The organism is Marmoricola sp. Leaf446, assembly GCF_001424755.1.
Lineage (GTDB): Bacteria > Actinomycetota > Actinomycetes > Propionibacteriales > Nocardioidaceae > Marmoricola.
In genome coordinates this window covers 813,725-829,490 of sequence record NZ_LMRF01000001.1, presented here as the reverse complement: position 1 = coordinate 829,490, position 15,766 = coordinate 813,725, and the positions used below count along the sequence as shown (strand labels likewise).

13 protein-coding genes and 1 tRNA gene are annotated in these 15,766 nt (G+C 68.8%); 3 read left to right on the top strand and 11 right to left on the bottom strand.

The genetic code is table 11. The features are described 5' to 3' along the window. Positions 1-18 precede the first annotated feature (18 nt). Entirely contained in the window at positions 19-1,650 is a 1,632-nt protein-coding gene (locus ASG49_RS03860; RefSeq protein ID WP_056537301.1) for a succinic semialdehyde dehydrogenase, read from the bottom strand. 171 nt (positions 1,651-1,821) lie between these two features. Between ASG49_RS03860 and ASG49_RS03855 the strand changes: the two genes are divergently transcribed. Both ASG49_RS03855 and ASG49_RS03850 read left to right on the top strand, forming a co-directional pair. Next, on the top strand, positions 1,822-2,574 hold the full coding sequence (locus tag ASG49_RS03855) for a hypothetical protein (protein WP_056537298.1): 753 nt from the start codon (positions 1,822-1,824) through the stop codon (positions 2,572-2,574). Between the two features lie 57 nt (positions 2,575-2,631). Next, entirely contained in the window at positions 2,632-3,375 is a 744-nt protein-coding gene (locus ASG49_RS03850) for a hypothetical protein (protein WP_156384167.1), read from the top strand. Between the two features lie 7 nt (positions 3,376-3,382). Here the strand turns inward: ASG49_RS03850 and ASG49_RS03845 are convergent, their stop codons facing one another. Both ASG49_RS03845 and ligD read right to left on the bottom strand, forming a co-directional pair. Next, on the bottom strand, positions 3,383-3,784 hold the full coding sequence (locus tag ASG49_RS03845; RefSeq protein ID WP_056537292.1) for a hypothetical protein: 402 nt from the start codon (positions 3,782-3,784) through the stop codon (positions 3,383-3,385). Between the two features lie 101 nt (positions 3,785-3,885). Further along, complete coding sequence (ligD, locus tag ASG49_RS03840; protein ID WP_056537289.1) at positions 3,886-4,839, bottom strand: non-homologous end-joining DNA ligase; 954 nt, start codon at positions 4,837-4,839, stop codon at positions 3,886-3,888. Between the two features lie 73 nt (positions 4,840-4,912). Here ligD and ASG49_RS03835 point away from each other — a divergent pair, with 73 nt between their 5' ends. Then, positions 4,913-6,538, top strand: a complete 1,626-nt coding sequence (locus ASG49_RS03835; protein ID WP_082533758.1) for a wax ester/triacylglycerol synthase family O-acyltransferase — start codon at positions 4,913-4,915, stop codon at positions 6,536-6,538. A gap of 501 nt (positions 6,539-7,039) precedes the next feature. On the opposite strand, the gene ASG49_RS18140 is transcribed toward ASG49_RS03835, so the two are convergent. The 8 genes from ASG49_RS18140 to ASG49_RS03800 form a co-directional block, all read right to left on the bottom strand. Continuing rightward, the gene (locus ASG49_RS18140; protein WP_082533757.1) at positions 7,040-9,490 is read right to left on the bottom strand and encodes an SIR2 family protein; all 2,451 of its coding nucleotides are present in this window, start codon (positions 9,488-9,490) and stop codon (positions 7,040-7,042) included. Between the two features lie 139 nt (positions 9,491-9,629). Next, a complete protein-coding gene (locus tag ASG49_RS03830) occupies positions 9,630-10,421 on the bottom strand; it encodes a 3'(2'),5'-bisphosphate nucleotidase CysQ (RefSeq protein ID WP_056537286.1) in 792 nt (263 codons plus the stop codon). Between the two features lie 42 nt (positions 10,422-10,463). Then, positions 10,464-11,057: an aminoacyl-tRNA hydrolase gene (pth, locus tag ASG49_RS03825; protein WP_056537285.1), complete on the bottom strand. Its 594-nt coding sequence runs from the start codon at positions 11,055-11,057 to the stop codon at positions 10,464-10,466. Positions 11,058-11,066: 9 nt separating this feature from the next. Further along, complete coding sequence (locus ASG49_RS03820) at positions 11,067-11,780, bottom strand: 50S ribosomal protein L25/general stress protein Ctc (RefSeq protein ID WP_056537284.1); 714 nt, start codon at positions 11,778-11,780, stop codon at positions 11,067-11,069. A gap of 222 nt (positions 11,781-12,002) precedes the next feature. Next, positions 12,003-12,983 (bottom strand): ribose-phosphate diphosphokinase, encoded by a 981-nt coding sequence (locus ASG49_RS03815; RefSeq protein ID WP_200936190.1) that lies wholly within the window; start codon positions 12,981-12,983, stop codon positions 12,003-12,005. 108 nt (positions 12,984-13,091) lie between these two features. Continuing rightward, on the bottom strand, positions 13,092-14,555 hold the full coding sequence (gene glmU, locus ASG49_RS03810) for a bifunctional UDP-N-acetylglucosamine diphosphorylase/glucosamine-1-phosphate N-acetyltransferase GlmU (RefSeq protein ID WP_082533756.1): 1,464 nt from the start codon (positions 14,553-14,555) through the stop codon (positions 13,092-13,094). A 1-nt stretch (position 14,556) separates the two neighbouring features. Further along, positions 14,557-14,635: transfer RNA gene (locus ASG49_RS03805), tRNA-Gln, on the bottom strand. A gap of 97 nt (positions 14,636-14,732) precedes the next feature. Then, a complete protein-coding gene (locus ASG49_RS03800; RefSeq protein ID WP_056537275.1) occupies positions 14,733-15,740 on the bottom strand; it encodes a sugar phosphate isomerase/epimerase in 1,008 nt (335 codons plus the stop codon). Between the last annotated feature and the right edge of the window lie 26 nt (positions 15,741-15,766).

Here is a 15,766-nt window from a genome sequence, read left to right as displayed (position 1 = left end):
CGCCCGTACCGGTGTCCTTCACGCCCGTCCCGCCTTCCGCAGCAGCCGCAGGTTGGCTGTCATCACCTGGGCGTAGGTCTTGTCGTCCATGCCGAACTGGGGTGCGAAGCGCAGCACCCGCTGCACAGCCAGCGACTGGGTCTCGGTGTAGCGCAGCAGCCCCTCGGCCCCCTGGCGGCGGCCCATCCCAGACTGCCGCATCCCGCCCATCGGCGCCTCGATACTGGCGAAGGTCGCGGCGAACGCCTCGTTGACGTTGACCGTGCCGCACCTGATCTGGCGACCGATCTCGCGGGCGCGCCTGGTGTCGCGGCTGTAGATCGAGGCGTTGAGGCCGTACTCGCCCTCGTTGGCCCGCGTGACGGCGTCCGCCTCGTCGTGGAAGCGGTGCAGCGCGACGACGGGTCCGAAGGTCTCCTCGCCGAAGCAGGTCATGTCGGGGCTGACGCCCTCGAGCACGGTGGGCTCGTAGTAGTAGGGCCCGAGGTCGGGCCGCGCCTTGCCGCCGACGAGCACACGAGCTCCCTTGGCGACGGCGTCGTCGACGTGGGCCACGACCGTGTCGAGCTGGTCCTGCGAGATCAGCGAGCCCATGTCGCTGCCCCACTGCAGGCCCGCACGCAGCGTCATCGCCTTGGTGCGCTCCACGAGCTTGTCGCGGAACCGGTCGTAGACCTGGTCGGCGACGTAGAGCCGCTCGATCGCGACGCAGAGCTGGCCGGCGTTGGAGAACACGGCGCGTACGGCGCCCTCCGCCGCGCGGTCGAGGTCGGCGTCACGCAGCACCAGCATCGGGTTCTTGCCGCCGAGCTCGAGCGAGCAGCCGATCAGCCGCTCGGCGCACTGCCGGGCGATGATGCGGCCCGTCGGCGTGGAGCCGGTGAAGCAGACGTAGTCGGAGCGGTCGATGATCGGCGTGCCGAGCTCGCGGCCGGGGCCGGCGACGACGTTCCACAGGCCCTCCGGAAGCCCCGCCTCCTCGAGCAGCTGGGCGCCGAGCAGCGCCGAGAGCATCGTCTGGGCGTCGGGCTTGATGACCACGGCGTTGCCGGCCAGCAGCGCGGGGATGCCGTCGCACAGCGCCATCGTGAAGGGGTAGTTCCAGGGCGCGATGATCCCGACGACGCCCTTGGGCACGCGGGTGACCTCGGCCTGCGTCAGCCCGGGCACGACGCCGCGGACCCGCTTGGGCGCGAGGTGCTGGACGGCGGTGCGGCCGTAGTAGCGCGCGGTGAGCGCGATGTGCAGCGGCTCGTCGAAGGCGTGCTTGCGTGCCTTGCCCGACTCCCAGCAGATCAGGTCGATGATCTCGTCCTGCCGGTCGAGCACCAGGTCGTGCAGGCGCAGCAGCATCGCGGCGCGCTCGCGGAGCGGGGTCTGCGCCCACGCGCGCTGGGCGCGGCGGGCCCGGGCGAACGCCTCCTCGACGTCGGCCTCCCCCGACTGCGGCACCATCGCGAGCGGCTGCCCCGTGATCGGGGTGTACGCCGGGATCTCGCGGCCGGTCGTCGACACGACACGCCTGGTCAGCGCGCGGACCGAGGCCGGGTCGAGGGCGTAGGACGCCGTGACGTCGTGCTCGGGATCGGCGAGGTCGCCGTCGCCGTACGACGCGCCACCGGCGCCTGCGGGCTGGGAGTGGGCAGACATGTCGCGCAGCCTAGACTCGCGAGTAACTTGACACAATGAGCCGTCTTGTCAAGTGAGTCTGGACCCCCGCCGTGAGACGGAGGAGGCCCGGCTCAGGAGGGCCGCGTTAGGGTGCCGCACCGCCGGTCGGGCACAGGACCGGGCGGCCGCCGACGCGAGAGACCGATTCACATGCACGCCGACGACGCCGAGACACAGCTGGCCGCCCTGCTCGCCGAGCACGCGGGCGAGCGCCCCTGGGAGCACCGCCGCCCCCGCGTCGCCTGGCAGGCGGACCAGCTGCTCAAGCACCTGCCCGCGTCGGTCTACCGCCCCTCGGGGAGCTTCGAGTCCGAGGTCATCGCGGCGCCGCTGCGACGCTCGCGCATCGGGCTGTCCTCGCGGCTCCAGCAGGCCGTCACCATGCTCGAGCTGCCCGAGGCGCCCCGCCGCTACGACGAGGGCCGCGAGCGTGCCACCCAGCGACGGAAGGCCCGTCAGGCCGAGCGCCTGGGGGTGACCTGGAGGGTGGTGGACGACCCGGCCGAGAAGCAGCGGCTGCTCGACGCGGCCCTCGACTACGAGCGCAACCACCCCCAGGAGCAGTACCGCTCGGAGGCCCCGGAGCACGGCGAGCTGCTGGACATCGACCTGTGGCTCGTCGCCGAGCACGAGGGCGCCCCGCTGCTGCTCTCGGTCACCCCGGTCGACGGCGCCTGGTCGCTGCTGCGCTACTTCCGGACGCTCCAGGAGGGGCCGGCGGCCAGCGCGGCGCGCTACCTGATGACCGGGGTCCTGGCCGAGGAGCTGATCAGGCGCGGCGTACGCCACCTGTGCGACACCCGGACACCGTTCCGCCTGCCCGCCGGCCTGCAGCACTTCTCGCGCATGGTCGGGTTCCGCGTGCGACGGGTCAAGGTCGAGACGGCGCCCGTGCTCTCCTGATCGGACGCCTAGACTGGTGCGGTTGTGCACTGACGGGCGATGATCGGGGGGATCGGCGTGGGTCCGACCGCCATCGAGAGCGAGCTGGCCGAGCTCCTCCACGAGCACGGCCGCACCCAGTTCTGGTTCCACCGCCAGCCGGCGGTGCTCGCCCGGGTGCTGCGCCTGATCCGTGGTCTGCCCAGCGTCGCCTACCGGCCGGACGCCGGCGCCGCGGCGGCGTTCATAGCGGGCCACCTCGGCCGCTCGCGGTGGGGCGTGCGGACGCCGCTCCAGCAGGTGGTGCTCGTCCGACAGCTCGTCGACCACCCGGCGGCCGGCCTCGACGCCCCTGTCGGCGAGCCCAACCGCACCAGCCGCAAGAAGGCCCGGCGGGCCGAGCGCCAGGGCGTCGGGTGGCGACGGGTGACGGACCCCGAGGAGAAGCGCCTCCTGCTCGCCGCCGCGGTGCGGCAGGAGCAGGTGCACCCCGACGAGAACTACCGCAGCGAGTCCCCCGACCTCACGCCGCTCCTCGAGCTCGACCCGTGGTACGTCGCCCACCTCGACGGCAACCCGCTGCTGCTGGCCGTGCTGGCCGTCGACCGTGACTGCGCGATGCTGGCCTACTTCCGCGGACTGCAGGTCCGCGAGGAGGTCAGCAACGCGCGCTACCTGATGAGCGAGGTCGTGGCCGACGAGGCGCGTCGGCTCGGCGTTGCCTACCTCTGCGCGTCGGGCAACCCGCTGCGCATGCCCGGCGGCCTGCGCCACTTCGCGCGGTCGGTGGGCTTCCGCCTGGCCCGGGTCGACGTGGTCTGAGCCTGCGTCAGCGGACCTTGAGCCACGCGGAGTACTTCACCTGGCCGCGGTACTTGCCGATCCCCCGGACGTAGGCCGGCGGACCCTGGACCACGGCCATGTTGTCGGTATACCAGAAGGTGTCGTCGGGGACGCCGGCGCGACCCGGACGCCACTGGATCTTGGCGTAGCCCGACTCGCTCTTGTTGCCGAAGCAGGCGACGTAGCTCGAGCCCTTCTTGCGCACCGTCAGCGTCCAGGTGCGGCGGGTCGTGGACCCGTTGGGCAGCGTGGCCGTCAGGGACGTCGACGTCCGCTTCATCACGGTCCAGGCCGGGCACGTCGCGGCGTTGGCCGACGGCGGTGCGACCACCAGCAGCGTCACGACGGTGGCCAGAGCGAGCAAGAACTTCGACACCACGGCAGTCATCGCCGTCCCCCTGTCAGTAGCGGATGAGTTCCTCATCGTCGTCCACTGCGACCGCATTCATGCGGTTTTGGAGGGGTTCCCACGGCGGGAAGCCGACAGTCCTACTCCTCCGGCTCGGGCGGTGCGGCGGCCCCGGCCTCCTCGTCGCGCTCGGCCCACTCCAGCAGCGGCGCGATGTCGAAGACGTGGCTGTCGATGTCGGCGTGCAGGTCGCCGAGCTCGGCGTACCGCGCCGGCATCGTGGCGATGGTGAAGTCGTCGGGGTGGACCTCGTCGACCTCCTCCCAGCCGATGGGGGCGGAGACGGTGCCGATGGGGTTGCCGCGCACGGAGTACGCCGCGGCGATGGTGTGGTCGCGCGCGTTCTGGTTGTAGTCGACGAACAGGTCGGCCGGGTCGCGGTCCTTGCGCCACCAGGCGGTGGTGACCTCGTCGGAGCGGCGCTCGACCTCGCGGGCAAAGGCCAGCGCGGCGCGGCGTACGTCACCGAAGCCGTGGTCGGGCGCGATCCGGACGTAGACGTGCATCCCGTTGCCGCCGCTGGTCTTGGGGAAGCCGACAGCGCCGAGGTCGTCGAGCACCTCGTGGGCGACGTGGGCGACCCGCTGCACCGTCTCCCACGGGCAGTCCGGCCCGGGGTCGAGGTCGATGCGCCACTCGTCGGGCTTCTCGACGTCGGCGCGGCGACTGTTCCAGGGGTGGAACTCCACGGTGCTCATCTGCACCGCCCAGATCACCTGCGCCAGCTCGGTCACGCACAGCTCGTCGGCCGTGCGGTTCCAGCGCGGGAAGTGCACCCGCACCGTCTCCATCCACGGCGGCGCGCCCTTGGGCAGCCGCTTCTGGTGCACCTTCTCCCCCGACACCCCGGTCGGGAACCGGTGCAGCATGCAGGGCCGCTCCCGCAGCGCGTTGACGATGCCGTCGCCCACGGAGAGGTAGTACTCGACCAGGTCCATCTTGGTCTGGCCCCGCGCCGGGAAGTAGACGCGGTCGGGGTTCGACACCCGCACGACCTTGTCGTCAACCTCGATCTCCGTCGCTGGGGAGGGCATGGGGCCAACCTAGTGGTCCGCCCCTTGGTGAACTCGGCTCACGGCCCCGGGCGGGTGGTGCAGGATCGCCCCCATGGCCAAGAAGCGCAGGGTTCCCCCGCAGGACGCGATGTTCCTGTGGATCGAGACGCCGGAGACGATGATGCACGTCGCGTCGTTGATGCCGTTCACGCCGCCGGCCGACGCGGGACCGACGTACCTGCGCGACATCCTGGAGGAGGCGCGCCACCAGCCGGTGCTGCCGCCGTGGAACCAGAAGCTGACGCACCCGTTCCTGCTGCGCCACCCCCGACAGGCGTGGGTCGAGGACGAGAACTTCGACTTCGACTTCCACGTACGCCGCTCCGCGTTGGCCAGCCCGGGCGACGAGCGCGAGCTCGGCATCCTGGTCTCGCGGCTGCACAGCCACCAGCTCGACTTCACCCGGCCGCCGTGGGAGCTGCACGTCATCGAGGGCCTCGAGGGCGGTCGGTTCGCGCTGTACACGAAGGTGCACCACGCCCTGGTGGACGGCTACAGCGCGGTGAAGATGCTGGGCCGCTCGCTCTCGGAGGACCCGGACAGCAAGGGCAAGTTCTTCTTCAGCCTCGACCCGCCGAAGCGCTCGAAGCCGCCGAAGGAGTCCGCGTCGCTGGTCCGCGCCGTGACCGGTACGGCGACCGGGGTGGCCAAGGGTGCGCTCGGCGCGGCGGGTTCCGCGGCCGGCGTGGCCAAGGCGGTCATCAAGCTCGAGACCAGCCGCGGGGAGGAGCACAAGAACCTCAAGGGCGGCTGGAGCGCGCCCGACTCGATCTTCAACCAGCGCACCAGCCGGACCCGTCGCTTCGCCACCCAGCAGTTCGACACCTCCCGCTTCAAGGCCGTCGCCAAGGCGTCGGGCGGCACCCTCAACGACGTCGTGATGGCGGTCTGCGGCGGCGGGCTCCGCGCCTACCTCGACGAGCTCGGCGAGCTGCCGACGAAGCCCCTGGTGGCCTTCGTGCCGGTGAACATCCGCGACGACGGCGACGAGGGCGGCGGCAACAAGGTCGCCGTGCTGATGGCCTCCATGGGCACCCACGTGGCGGACCCGGTGGAGCGGCTGGAGGCGGTGATCGACTCGACGACCAAGGCGAAGGACCAGATGGCCGGGCTGGGTCAGCTGCCCTCGCTGGCGTACTCCGGATACCTTCTGGCGCCCAGCGTCGCCCAGACCTCGGCCGCGATCGCGGGCGTCAAGAACCCGCTGCCGAACACCTTCAACCTGGTGCTCTCCAACGTGCCGGGCCCGAAGAAGACGCTCTGGCTGCACGGCTCGCGCCTGGAGGCCGTCTATCCGGTGTCGATCCCGGCGCACGGGATGGCGCTGAACATCACCCTGGAGACGTACGCCGACACCATGAACTTCGGCTTCATCGGCGACCGGGACGCGGTGCCCCACCTGCAGCGGCTCGCCGTCTACACCGGTGAGGCGCTGACCGCGCTGGAGAAGGGCCTTGGGCTGCCGTCCGGAGGCGACGACTCCGGTTCGTCTGACGCGTCCGACAAGCCCACCCAGAAGGCCCGATCGGGTCGGTCAGCGGCGACACGTGCTGCGTTGGACAAGCCGGCGAAGAAGGCCGCCGCGAAGAAGGCGCCGCCCAGGAAGACCGCCACCAAGAAAGCTCCGGCCAAGAAGAGCACCGCAAAGAATGCCCCAGCCAAGAAGACGAGCAACTGACCGCGTGAGACCGGTTGGCACCGCTCGCGCGGCTGGGGCACTGCCCAGATCACTTGCGGCAGCCAGGTCACGCACAACTCGCCAGCGGTGCGGTTCCAGCGCGCAAAGTGAACCAGCATCGTCTCCATTCACCACGGCACCCCTTCTGCAGCCGCTTCTGGTGCCGCTTCTCCCCCGACACCCCCGTCGCTGACCGGTGCAGCATGAACGGCCGCCCCCGCAGCGCGGTGGTGATCCCGTCGCCCACGGAGAGGGCCCAGGGAAAGTAATACGCGAGCCGCCCCGTCTTAGTCTCGCCCCGCAACGGGACGTGGACCCGATTGGGGCCCGGATCCCGCACGACCTTGTCGTCGACCTCGATCTCCGTCGCCTTGTCTCTTCGAGACCCGAGCTACAGCTTGCGTCCATCGATGACGAGCGTGCCAGACGGCCCAATTCAGAAGGGGGGGTGACCTCGCGGGCGGAAAAGTCAGTTTTACTCAGTACAAAGGAACTTTCCGCTTAGGTCCATCTGGCTACGACACGCGAAACGACGCGGGCGATTTCTATCTGAGCTTCGCCCCTGATATCCTCCGCAGCCACTTGCCAATCCATGATATTCCGCTGAACTGTGTCGCGATCCCGACCTTCAACGCGCCCTGTGACCTGCAGAATATCCAGTATTCCTGAAAAGAAACTGACGTAGGGGTATTCAGCCCTGTCGCGCCCTGTTCCACTCGATCGTCGACCGCGCGACTCCCGCAGATATTGTTCTGCATCCCCGAACGAGTCGATCGGCCACTTTCCAGGCCTAGCTTCTGCGACCGCACGTCTCATTGAGACTACGCCGACCGTATTCAGCGAGAACGAATCGCGCCACTTCGCTACAGCAGTCACGGCCCAGCTGAGAGCTTGCTCGTGCCTCCCCGCACTGGAAGCGAGAAGCGCCCGTTGCTCCCAAAATCGAGCGTTCCACGCGTAATCGCGCTCTAAATCTTCGTACCAGTGAAGCGCAGATTGCTTGTCCCCATGAACGGACCTTACAAATTCCTCATCCATCACCGATCGCGCGATGCGGTAGGAAAGCGTGTCGTCCGAGATGGCAGACGGGTCCACGAACGGCGCAACTGCAAGCACCAGTCGCTTAGCTGCTTCTGCCTTCTCGGGGACCGGAAGGAAATCGTTCCATAGTGTCTCACCGAAATGACGGGATCTCAGACGCAGCTCCCTACTATCAACGGTTACGTAGTCCCCGATCCTCGTCTCCCGAACAAGACGACTGATCTCGGCCGCGGGCAAACCCGATGCCGCGGTAAGTGCGGTCAGGGGAACCCCATAGCCAGACATTGAGGTCAGCGCCGCCAAACGAACGAGTCCAACCCCGGGCTTACGACGAAGTTCATCGTAAGAATCACCCACCCGGTCTATAAACCCCCGCCCGTTCTCGACAGAGGCCATGCCGTCAAACAGTCGCCCTTGATGCACCTTGAAGTGATTCGCAAACTCCAGCTGAGTAGCAGTTGCTAGGTGCCCGAGTCGATTTTTCTGCTTTAACCTATCGTACAGGTCGGCAATCTCCTTGTTAGTAAGTTCGGCATGCAGGATCGTTTGGCTCATGAAATGTTCAGGGATACTGCGTTTCATATGGGCGAGTGCTCGTGACCTGTCGACCATCAACACACGAATCGTGTGGTCAGCGCCGTGGTGGTGCGCAAGCTCCCCAATGTCGCGCGCGAAATCCTCAGCGCCGTCGAATAAGAATATTGCATTTGGGTTTGCGCGCGAGTACGCCGCAAGCGCTTCAACATCAGGAGCCGCGCTACCAACGAAAAGCAAGGGTTCGAAACCCCTGTTTAGTAACTCGCGAGCCGCCAATAATAGTGCACTCGACTTGCCTGAGCATGCCTCGCCCGTCAACAAATGGACACCCATATCGCCGCGCGGTTGAGCCACGATTCTTTTTACAACTCCATCGACTCGATGCCGAGTGGCAGGCATTCCTTTTTCAATGTCAGACCACGTGGGGGCGTGGCCCGAATAGTAATCGTGACGACTGTCGACAGCGGCAGGCTTCGCGGCGTCAACACGCTGCCACGCTTTTTCGAACGCAACACCCATCATCGGGTGACTCCACGCGGCATCAGCACGACCCCGAACCTGAGTGGTTGCGAGATGGAGAGCCTCGAAGAACTCGGTAGCAGTCGCTTTAATCGGCGTGAGATCGTACGAGCGGTACTCTCGCGCGAAGTCATCCGTGATGCCCGGCGCAATTATGAAGGAGGGAAGGTCGAAGGTTAACTTGCGTCTCTCAAGGATATTTTCGAGATCGAACTCCCCGTCTAGAGATGCCCCCACCGCAATGGTTGGCGAGGATTCATACTCACCTGCAAAATGGGAGTGCCAGTAACCCTTTTCCCCATAGGCATTCGCGTAATCGGTTGTACTGAATACGAGTTCACCGTCTCGACTAGCTTTCGATGCACGCCCGTGAAGATGCACGACGTGCACCCATTCTTTATCGTTGGTGGCAGAAGACGAGTTTTCACTCCAAGAAACCCCCCGCGCCCTGACCACCGCATCAGCGCTCCATGCGTCATAAGCGCGCTCAACAGCATCATCTATGTTGAGCGTCCAAATTCTCTGCCACGGGTACTGAACTAGGATTTTCATCCAGTCTGGAGGCGTGACGCCCGTAAAACGGGAATTGATGTAATCACCGAACTCCTCGCCAGCCCTAGACCGCTCGCTCCTCGCAAGCTTAAAAGCTCGCCGCAGATGCGTGTCAGCGAGTGGCAGGTCGAATTGCTGCTTTAGTTCGGCAGCCAATGCCACGCCGCCCGGGAGGTCCACACCACTTCTGCTTTTTCCGCCCAGACTCGCGCCTGCACCCAAGAGCAAGTGATACCGACCAGCGGTCACCCCACGGATGAGAGAGTCTGCCGCCGAGGCGCCCACTAGGTAGGTTAGGTCCATCCAATCAGCCTAGAACACCAGAACGCCGATACAGAGTTCTTGTCGCTTGCCTGCGGGCTGACCAGCAGGAAATCAAGCACCACTTGATTAGTCCCGACTCGTCCACGAAGAGCGAGTAGGCAGAACACACACCCGCCGGTCAGTCTGCTTGGTGCTTGTGTACGAACTCCAGGATCGACTCCGACAGCTCCGGACGGCACACGATGAGGTCGGGCAGGGAGACGTCGTCCTGGTTGTAGCGCAGCGGCGTACCGTCCACGCGGCTGGTGAACAGGCCGGCGGCGCGGGCGACGGCGACGGGGGCGGCGGAGTCCCACTCGTACTGTCCCCCGGCGTGGATGTAGGCGTCGGCGACGTCGCGGACGACCGCCATCACCTTGGCGCCCGCGGAGCCCATCGGGACCAGCTCGGCGTCGATCTCGGCGGCGAACGCCTCGACGAAGGCCGGGGGGCGGGTGCGGCTGACCACGATGCGGGGGCGGTCCGAGGTGCGGGGGGGTACGTCGACCCGGTCCCCCGTGCTGAACGTCTGCCCGATGCCGGGCTGGGCGACTGCGCCGGCGATCAGCTCGCCCAGTCCCCCGTCGCCGTTGCCGGCGCCGCGCTCCCACAGCGCGACGTGGACGGCCCAGTCGTCGCGGGGCGGCTCGGAGAACTCACGGGTGCCGTCGAGGGGGTCGATGATCCAGACCCGGTCGGTGATCGAGCGGTCGTGGGTCGACTCGGTGCCGCGCCACGACTCCTCCGAGAGGATCGCGTCGTCGGGCCGGTGCTCGGCGAGCACCTTCATCAGGTGCTCGTGGGCGGCCATGTCGCCGGCGTCCTTGAGCTCGCGGCCCTCCAGGCCCTGGCGGCGTACGTCGAGGAGGAGCTCCCCGGCGGAGGTGGCGGCCCAGGCGGCGAGCTCGTGGTCGGAGTCGAAGTCGGTCACGCAGACCACCCTAGTGAGCCAGTAGCGGCCCAGACCGACGGCTCAGCTGTTGTACCTCTGCTGGGTGGACTCGAGGCCGTCGCGGATCAGGGACTCGACCGCGTCGGCGGCGGTGTCGACCTGGAAGGGGAGCTCCTTCTGCTCGGCCCGGGAGTACGCCGAGAGCACGTAGTCGGCCGGCTCCTGGCGACCCGGGGGGCGGCCGATGCCGGCCCGCACCCGGTAGAAGTCGCCGGTGCCGAGGGAGGAGCGCATCGACTTCAGCCCGTTGTGGCCGTTGTCGCCGCCACCGAGCTTGGTGCGCAGCGTGCCGAAGGCGATGTCGAGCTCGTCGTGGATCGCGACGACGTGGTCGGGGGCGACCTTGTAGAACGTGGCCAGCGCCTTGACCGGTCCCCCGGACTCGTTCATGTAGCAGCGCGGGCGTGCCAGCACGACCCGCGGTGACGCAGTGCCGGGCGCACCGAGTCGTCCTTCGACGACGTCGGCGCGCCCGGTCTTGTGCTTGCGCCACGAGCCGCCCGTGCGACGGGCGAGCTCGTCGGTGACGAGGTAGCCGATGTTGTGCCGCGTCCCGGCGTACGTCGGACCAGGGTTGCCCAGCCCGACGACCAGCCAGACCGCGTCATCGACCACCGGAGCGGATCAGCGCTGGCCGTCGTTGGCGTCGGTCTCGGGGACGGTGTCGCCCTCGCCGGCGGCCTCGGACTCGCTGCCCTCGGTCTCGGCAGCCTCGGCGGCCTCCTCGTCGGTCTCGTCGCGCTCGATGCCGACCTCGGCCTCGGCCTCCTCCAGCTCGGCCTCGACCTCCTCGGCGGTGGGCGCGTGGATCACGTTGACGACCAGCAGGTCCTCGTCGGTGAGCAGCGTCGCGCCGTTGGGCAGCGCGAGGTCCTTGGCGAAGACCTGGAAGCCGATCTCGGCGTCCTCGACGGAGATCTCGAAGGCCTCGGGGATCGCGGTGGCGTCGGCCTCGATGGAGACCGTGTTGAGCTCGGTCACCGTCAGCGCGTCGGACTTGGACTCGCCGGTCACGTGGACGGGGATGTCGACGGTGACCATCTCGCCCTTGCGGACCTCGACGAAGTCGACGTGCTCGAGGAAGCCCTTGATCGGGTCGGCCTGGATCTGCTTGGTCAGCGCGAGGTACTTCTTGCCGTCGACGTCGATGTCCAGCAGCGCGTTGGCACCGCCGCGCTTGAGCGCGAGGAAGGTGTCGTGGCCGGGCAGCGTGACGTGGATGGGCGCGTTGCCGTGGCCGTAGATGACCGCGGGCACCTTGTCGGCCCGGCGGATGCGGCGCGCGGCGCCCTTGCCGAACTCGGTGCGGGTCTCGGCCTTGATCTTGTCTTCGGACATCGGTGCGGCTCCTCAGGTGGGCGTGCGGGGACTACGTCAGTGGGTTTGCCACGGGCCGGGGACAGCACATGCACCGCAGGCCGACGGGCGCGGTGCATGGGGTCACGAACCGACCGCGTCGATCACGGAGCCGACCCTCGCGGGCCCGCTCCCTCGCCGAGGCAACTGCACGATCCTAGCCGCTGGGTGACGCGGGCATGAAATCGGGTCGCGAGCGACCGCTCAGGCGTGGCCGTCGAACATCGAGGTCACCGAGCCGTCCTCGAAGACCTCCTTGATCGCGCGGGAGATCAGGGGCGCGATCGAGAGCACCGTGAGCTTGTCGAAGTGGCACTCCGGGGCGATCGGGAGGGTGTTGGTGACCACGACCTCGGTGGCCGGGGAGTTCTTCAGCCGGTCGACCGCGGGGTCGGAGAGGATCGCGTGGGTGGCGGCGATGATCACGCCGGCCGCGCCGTCGGCCATGAGCGCGTCGGCGGCCTTCACGATGGTGCCGCCGGTGTCGATCATGTCGTCGGTGAGGATGCAGATCCGGCCCTCGACCTTGCCGACCACGCGGTTGGCGACGGTCTCGTTGGGGCGGTCCTCGCGGCGGGTCTTGTGGATGAAGGCCAGGGGTACGCCGCCCAGCCGGGCCGACCACCGCTCGGCGACCTTGATCCGGCCGGCGTCCGGGGAGACGACGGCGAGGCGCTGGTCGCCGTACTTCTCCTTGACGTAGTCGGCCAGGATCGGCATCGCCATCAGGTGGTCGACGGGCCCGTCGAAGAAGCCCTGGATCTGGTCGGCGTGCAGGTCGACCGCGATCAGCCGGTCGGCGCCCGCGGTCTTGAACAGGTCGGCCATCAGCCGCGCCGAGATCGGCTCGCGGCCACGGTGCTTCTTGTCCTGGCGGGCGTAGCCGTAGAACGGCAGCACCACGGTGATCCGCTTGGCCGAGGCGCGCTTGAGCGCGTCGACCATGATCAGGTGCTCCATGATCCACTCGTTGACCGGCGCGGTGTGGCTCTGGATCACGAAGGCGTCGGAGCCGCGGACGGACTCCTCGTAGCGCACGTAGATCTCGGAGTTGGCGAACTCGTAGGCCGACGTCGGCACGAGCTCGGTGCCCATCAGCGTGGCCACCTCGTCCGCCAGCGAGGGGTGGGCCCGTCCGGTGAAGACCATCAGGTTCTTCTCGGTGGTGCGCTTCATTCCGCTCACGTGCGGCGCTCCTCGTGCTGGAAGGACGTGCGGGTCGATTGTGGCCCACCGGCAGGGTCGGCCGGCAGGGGGGTCACCCCTCGGGCCGCGCCCAGGTTCACTCCCGGGTCACTCCTCGGTCGCCCCTGCGTCACGCGCCGCGTCGGCCTGCGCGGTGCCCTCGCGGCGCTTGAGCACCCACCCGGCGATGGTGCGCTGCGGACCGGCCGAGACCGCCAGCGCGCCCGGCGGGACGTCCTCGCGGATCGTCGAGCCGGCCCCGGTGGCGGCGCCGTCGCCGACGGTCACGGGCGCCACGAACGTGTTGTTGCTGGCGGTGCGGGCGTGCCTGCCGATCGTGGTGCGGTGCTTGGCGACCCCGTCGTAGTTGGCGAAGATCGTCCCGGCGCCGATGTTGGTGCCCTCGCCGATGTCGGCGTCGCCGACGTACGACAGGTGGGGCACCTTGGCGCCGTCGCCGATGGTGGAGTTCTTCACCTCGACGAACGCGCCGATCTTGCCGTGGGCCCCCAGCCGGGCGCCCGGGCGCAGGTAGGAGAACGGGCCGACGGTCGCGCCGGCGCCGATGACGGCCAGCTGCCCGTGCGTGCGTACGACGCGCGCCCCCTCGCCCACCTCGACGTCCTCCAGCGTGCAGTCCGGGCCGATGACGGCGTCCTCCTCGACCACGGTCGCGCCGAGCAGCTGTACGCCGGGCAGCAGCGTGACGTCGCGGGCGAGCACCACGTCGGCGTCGACCCAGGTGGTGGCGGGGTCCATCACGGTGACGCCCTCGCGCATCCAGCGGGCCAGGATGCGGCGGTTCTTCTCGCGGCCCAGCTCGGCCAGCTGCACCCGGTCGTTGGCGCCCTCGGTCTGCAGCACGTCGTCGAGCGGCATCGCGCCGACGGGCAGGCCGTCCGCGCGGGCCAGGGCGACGGTGTCGGTGAGGTAGTACTCCCCCGCGGCGTTCTGCGAGGACAGCCGGGGCAGCGCCGCGCCGAGGAAGGCGGCGTCGAAGGCGAGGATGCCGCTGTTGATCTCGCGGACCGCGCGCTGCTCGTCGGTGGCGTCCTTCTGCTCCACGATGCCGGTGACCTCACCGGCCTCGTCGCGCACCACCCGGCCGTAGCCGTGGGGGTCGCCGACGATGCCCGACAGGATGCTCACCGCCCGGCCGGCGCCGACGTGGTCGGCGACCAGCGCCCGGAGGCTGGCGCCCTCGAGGAGCGGCGTGTCGCCGTACGCCACGAGCACGGTGCCCTGTCGGTCCGCGTCGTCGAGAACGTCCCAGGCGATGCGCACGGCGTGACCGGTGCCGTCCTGGGTCTCCTGCACCGCGATCCGCGCCTCGGGCAGGTGCTGCTCGACGTGGGGCGCGACCTGCTCGCGCTGGTGGCCCACCACCGTCACCACGCGCCGCGGCTCGAGCTCGCGGACCGCCGCCAGCACGTGGCCGAGCATGCTGCGACCCGCCAGCGGGTGCAGCACCTTGGCCGTCTTGGACTTCATCCGGGTGCCGCCCCCCGCGGCGAGGACGACGACCGTCAGGTCGGTGGCGGGAGGGGTCGGGGCGGTGCGATCGGTGCTCACGCTCCCCGGGTAGGAGTCGAACCTACGTCGCTTGTCCTGATTCAAAGTCAGGCGGGCCCTGCCGGCAGACCAACCGGGGAAAGTCACGAAGACCTGGCTCAGGCTACCGGCGACGGGTGCCGCCCGGGGCCCCGCGCCGACGCGACGCGTCGTGCGGGTGCCCCGGGGGCGACGTGCTCAGTCCTTGGTGCTGAACGCGGCGTCGAAGGCCGCGGTGGGGGCGTCGAAGGCGAGCCGTCGGACGAAGTCCAGCGCCTCGGGAGCACCGACGAGCCGGTCCATGCCCGCGTCCTCCCACTCCACCGAGATCGGGCCGTCGTAGCCGATCGTGTTCAGCATCCGGAAGGACTGCTCCCACGGCACGTCCCCGTGACCGGTCGAGACGAAGTCCCACCCGCGCCGCGGGTCGGCCCACGGCAGGTGCGACCCGAGCCGGCCGTTGCGGCCGTTGCCGGTCTGCCGCTTCGCGTCCTTGCAGTCCACGTGGTAGATCCGGTCGCGGAAGTCCCACATGAACCCCACCGGGTCGAGGTCCTGCCACACGAAGTGGCTGGGGTCCCAGTTGAGGCCGAACGCCTCCCGGTGGCCGATCGCCTCGAGCGTCCGGACGGTCGTCCAATAGTCGTAGGCGATCTCCGAGGGGTGCACCTCGTGGGCGAAGCGCACCCCGCACTCGTCGAAGACGTCGAGGATGGGGTTCCACCGGTCGGCGAAGTCGCGGTAGCCGGCCTCGACCATCTCCTCGGTCGCCGGGGGGAACATCGCGACGTACTTCCAGATCGAGGAGCCGGTGAAGCCGACGACGACGTCCACGCCGAGCCGCTGCGCGGTGCGGGCGGTCAGCTTCATCTCCTCGGCCGCGCGCTGCCGCACGCCCTCCGGGTCGCCGTCGCCCCACACCCGCGAGGACAGGATCGCCTCGTGGCGGCCGTCGATCGGGTCGTCACAGACCGCCTGGCCCTTGAGGTGGTTGGAGATCGCGAAGCACTTCAGGTCGTACTTCTCGAGCAGGTCGAGCTTGCCCTGCACGTAGGCGTCGTCCTCGGCGGCCTGCCAGGGGTCGAGGTGGTCGCCCCAGCAGGCGAGCTCGAGGCCGTCGTACCCCCAGCCGGAGGCGAGCTCGGCCACCTCCTCGAGCGGCAGGTCGGCCCACTGGCCGGTGAACAGGGTGATGGGTCGGGGCATGGGGTCCTCCGGTGGTGTGGTGGTCG

Excerpts from the sequence above, each read along its gene's own strand:
- ASG49_RS03860 (WP_056537301.1), bottom strand. The coding sequence starts at position 1,650 with ATGTCTGCCCACTCCCAGCCCGCAGGCGCCGGTGGCGCGTCGTACGGC.
- ASG49_RS03855 (WP_056537298.1), top strand. The coding sequence starts at position 1,822 with ATGCACGCCGACGACGCCGAGACACAGCTGGCCGCCCTGCTCGCCGAG.
- ASG49_RS03845 (WP_056537292.1), bottom strand. The coding sequence starts at position 3,784 with ATGACTGCCGTGGTGTCGAAGTTCTTGCTCGCTCTGGCCACCGTCGTG.
- ligD (WP_056537289.1), bottom strand. The coding sequence starts at position 4,839 with ATGCCCTCCCCAGCGACGGAGATCGAGGTTGACGACAAGGTCGTGCGG.
- ASG49_RS03835 (WP_082533758.1), top strand. The coding sequence starts at position 4,913 with ATGGCCAAGAAGCGCAGGGTTCCCCCGCAGGACGCGATGTTCCTGTGG.
- ASG49_RS18140 (WP_082533757.1), bottom strand. The coding sequence starts at position 9,490 with ATGGACCTAACCTACCTAGTGGGCGCCTCGGCGGCAGACTCTCTCATC.
- ASG49_RS03820 (WP_056537284.1), bottom strand. The coding sequence starts at position 11,780 with ATGTCCGAAGACAAGATCAAGGCCGAGACCCGCACCGAGTTCGGCAAG.
- ASG49_RS03800 (WP_056537275.1), bottom strand. The coding sequence starts at position 15,740 with ATGCCCCGACCCATCACCCTGTTCACCGGCCAGTGGGCCGACCTGCCG.